Origin of the sequence: Sphingopyxis sp. JAI128, from assembly GCF_014207235.1 — a bacterium.
GTDB lineage: Bacteria > Pseudomonadota > Alphaproteobacteria > Sphingomonadales > Sphingomonadaceae > Sphingopyxis.
The window spans coordinates 1-4,703 of record NZ_JACHDA010000013.1; the positions used below are offsets into that span (position 1 = coordinate 1).

1 protein-coding gene is annotated in these 4,703 nt (G+C 67.0%); it reads left to right on the forward strand.

Features of this window, described 5'->3' with window-relative positions:
• A partial coding sequence (locus tag HDC35_RS19480; RefSeq protein ID WP_184649066.1) for an autotransporter-associated beta strand repeat-containing protein occupies positions 1–4,703 on the forward strand: 4,703 nt, incomplete at both ends.

The following is a 4,703-nucleotide window of genomic DNA, read 5'->3' on the forward strand; positions in this document are numbered from 1 at the left end:
GTGCTGTCGGCAGGGATGCAGTTCACGGTCGATGGCTATGCGATCGCGGGCGGACCGCTGACGCTGACCGGCGCCGATGCTTTCGTGCGCGTGGGTGACGGCAATCCGGGCGATGAGGGCATCACCGCCACCATCGCCGCCGAACTGTCCGGAACGGCGCGGCTGGTCAAGGATCTGGCGGGCACGCTCGTGCTGACAGGCACCAACAGCTACACGGGCGGCACGGCAATCAATGGCGGAACGCTCAGCATCTCCAGCGATGCCAATCTCGGCGATGCCGCTGGCGGGCTGAACCTGAACGGCGGAACGCTCAACACGACCGCAACCTTCAATTCAGCACGAGGTGTGGACTTGACCGGGGTCGGCACGTTCGCCACCGATATCGGCACGACACTAACGCTGAGCAATGTGGTGTCTGGCGCCGGCACGCTGACCAAAGAGGGCACGGGCTCGCTCATTCTCACCGGCGCGAACACCTATGCCGGCGGCACAACCATCAGCGCCGGGACGCTGCAGATCGGCAATGGCGGGACCACCGGTTCCATCACGGGCGACGTGACCAACAACGGCGTGCTTGCCTTCAACCGGTCTAACAGCCTCACCTTTGCCGGCATCATATCGGGGACAGGCGCGCTGACCAAGGCGGGGATGGGCAATCTCATCCTCACCGGGGCTAATATCTATACGGGCGGGACGACGGTCACGGGAGGGCGCCTGCAGCTCGGCGACGGAACGACGGCCGGTTCGATCGTCGGGGACGTCGCGCTCACCAACAGCTTGCTCTGGTTCCAGACGCCTGCCGCCACAATCCAGACCTTCACCGGGACCATTTCGGGAAATGGTGGCGTAGCAAAGGCGGCCAATGGTACCACCATCCTGACTGGGCCCAACACCTACACGGGTCAGACGACGGTGACCGGCGGGACGCTGCTCGTCAACGGCGACCAATCCGCCGCCACTGGGCTGACAGCCGTCAACTTCGGAGGAATCCTGGGCGGGTCGGGTGTGATCGGCGGCGATGTGAATGTGGCCTCTAGGCTCGCGCCTGGCGGTCTTACCGGCCCTGGCACGCTGACCATCAATGGCAACCTCACCCTCGCCGCGGGCGCAAACGTCGACTACGACTTCGGGCAGGCCAATGTCGTCGGCGGCGCGTTCAACGATCTGGTCAATGTCGGCGGCGATGTGACGCTCGACGGCACGCTGAATGTGGTGACGAGCGGCGGCGGTAGCTTCGATCCGGGCATCTACCGCGTCATCAACTATGGCGGTGCGTTGACAAACAACGGTCTGACGATCGGTACCATCCCGCCGGGGACCGACTTCTATGTCCAGACATCGGTCGTGGGGCAGGTCAATCTGATCAATACCAACGGCCTCGCGCTGCGCTTCTGGGACGGCGCAGCGGGCGGACGCAACGATGGGATCATCACCGGCGGCGACGGCATATGGCAGAATGTATCGGGCAACGACAATTGGACGCTCGACGACGCATCGATCAACGCGCCCTTCCTCGACAGCGCCTTCGCGGTCTTCGGCGGCGTGGGAGGAACCGTCGATGTGGACAACGGTCTGGGGGCGGTCCGCGCGTCCGGCATGCAGTTCGCGGTCGATGGCTATACGGTCACCGGCCAGGACCTGACCCTGGTCGGGCCGCAGTCGGTGATCCGAGTAGGCGACGGGACGGCGGGGGGCGTGGGCTACACCGCGACCTTCGACAGCACGCTGACCGCCGACGGCGATCTCGTGAAGACCGACCTCGGCACGCTGGTGCTGACCGGGACCGGCACGGTCGCGGGCGACGTCCTCGCCAGGGGGGGAGAGCTGCGGCTCGCCGGCGGGGGCACGCTCGCCAGCGCGAACGCGTGGATCGCTCCTGAAGGCGGCGACCAGGCGATCGTCACCGTCACGGGGGCGGACAGCGGCGGCGATGCATCGACCTGGACCGTGGGCGGCGACCTGAATGTCGGCCATGCCGGAACCGGTACGCTCAATATCACCAATGGTGGCAGGGTCACGAGCAATCTCGGTGCTATCGGCGGCGACACCGACGGCATCGGATCAGTGCAGGTCACCGGGGCTGGCTCGACTTGGGACAATGCCGGGCGGATCACCGTCGGCATATTCGGCGCGGGCAGCCTGCGCATCGAAGACGGCGCTACCGTCCGGAGCCAGGACGGGCAGGTCGGCGTGTCCGGCCAGGGCGATGCTGTCGTGTCGGGCGCGGGCGCATCATGGATCAACACGACACAACTCACGGTCGGCAGCTTCGGCGCAGGGACGCTGCGGATCGAGAACGGCGCGAGCGTCACCAGCAATCAGGGCTATGTCGGCGCCAATGCGGATGGCAGCGCGGTCGTGACCGGTGCGGGCTCGAACTGGCTGGTGACGACCTTCAACATGACCATCGGCAACGAAGGCATGGGTGCGCTGACGATCGCGGACGGCGGGCTGGTTCGCGCCCAGGGCGGCTTCTTCCTCGGCAATACAGCGGCTTCCAGCGGCGCAGTGGCCGTGCTGGGCACCGCGGGCAGCCGCGGCGTCCTGGAGACGAACCGGATCGCCGCCGGTCTCGGTTCGATCGATTTCTCGCTGGATGGCGGCGTGCTGCGCGCGACGCAGGATATGGGCAGTTTCTTCGCCGGTTTCGATGGGCACGATCTCACGCTCGGTACGGGTGGCGGCATCATCGACACCGATGGCCACGATATCGGCATCTCGCCCCGTTTCGTCGGTGCCGGCGGCCTGACCAAGGAGGGCCTCGGCACGCTGACCCTGACCGGCGCCAGCAACTATGCGGGCGTGACCCTAGTGAACGCGGGTACATTGCTCGTCAACGGCGACCAGTCGGGCGCGCTGGGGCTGACCAGTGTCGTCTCAGGCGCGAGTCTCGGCGGCACCGGCACGATCGGCGGTGATGTCACGCTGGCCGATGGCGCGATCCTGACGCCGGGCGCGGGTGGCGTCGGCACGCTGACCATTAACGGCAATCTCGCGCTCTCCGCCGGATCGGTGCTCGATTATGCGTTTGGGCAGGCCAATGTCGCGGGTGGCGCGCTGAACGACCTCGTCAATGTCGGCGGCGACCTGGCGCTGGCCGGGACCCTTAACGTGACGGTGCCGACGGGCGGCAACTTCGGCCCCGGCATCTACCGCGTGTTCAACTATGGCGGGACGCTCACCGATAACGGTCTGACGCTCGGCACGATGCCGACGGGCAGCGCGGTGTCGGTGCAGACGGCGATCGCGGGACAGGTCAACCTCGTCAACACAGCCGGGTTGACCCTGAGCTTCTGGGACGGCGCCGCCGGTCCCAAGAACAATGGCGCGGTCAATGGCGGCGATGGCGTGTGGCGCGTCGGCGGCGGCCAGAACAACTGGGCCGATGCCGCAGGCACCACCAATGCCGATTATGCGCAGGGTAGCTTCGCGATCTTCTCCGCCGCGCCGGGCATGGTGACGATCGACGATGTGGGCGGCGCTGTGCGCGCGACGGGGATGCAGTTCGCGAGCGACGGTTACACGATCACCGGCGACGCGCTGACACTGACCGGTGCCCAGGCGATCGTGCAGGTAGGCGACGGCAGCGTGGCGGGCATGAGCTATACCGCGACTATCGACGCCGCGCTCGTCGGGACGGCGGGGCTGGTCAAGACCGATGCGGGCACGTTGGTGCTCACGGGGGCCAACAGCTACACGGGCGGTACGGCTGTGAACGGCGGCACGCTGCGTATCTCGGCCGACACCAATCTCGGCGACGCCGCGGGCGGGCTTAGCGTCAATGGTGGCACGCTGCACACGACTGCCGACCTCGGCTCGGCCCGCGCGGTCGATCTGGCGGGCGCGGGCACGTTCCTGACCGATGGCGGCACGACGCTGACGCTGGGCGGTGCGGTCTCGGGAGCCGGCGCGCTGACCAAGGATGGCGCGGGCTCGCTCTTGCTGACAGCCGACAATATCTATGCCGGCGGTACCACAATTGCGGTCGGTACGCTCCAGCTCGGCAATGGCGGCACGAGCGGTTCGATCATCGGCGATGTCGTGAACAATGCGGCGCTCGTCTTCAATCGGTCGGATGCGGTGACCTTCGCTGGGCTGATCTCCGGGACCGGCGCGTTCACCCAGGCGGGCACCGGCACGACGATCCTCACCGGCGCCAGCAATTATGGCGGCGGGACCACGATTTCGGCTGGCGTGCTGCAACTGGGTGCTGGCGGCACGAGCGGTTCGATCATTGGCAACGTGCTCAACAACGGCGCGCTGGCGTTCAACCGCTCTGACGCTGTCACTTATGCTGGGCTGATCTCCGGAACCGGCACGCTCACCCAGGCGGGCTCAGGCACGACGCTCCTCACCGGCGCGAACAGCTATACCGGCACGACCAGCGTGAGCGCGGGCACGCTGCTGATCAACGGCGACCAGTCGTTGGCGACCGGACTCACCAGCGTGGCTTCGGGGGCGACGATAGGCGGCACCGGTACCATCGGCGGCAGCGTCAACGTCGCCGACGGTGGTACGCTCGCGGCGGGATCGAATGGCGTCGGCGCGCTCACGATCAACGGCAATCTCGCGCTCGGCAATGCCTCGCTGGTCGATTTCGAGTTCGGACAGGCGAACGTGCCGGGCGGTCCACTCAACGATCTGGTCAATGTCGGCGGCAACCTGACGCTCGACGGCGTGGTCAATGTGACGCAGACGCCGGG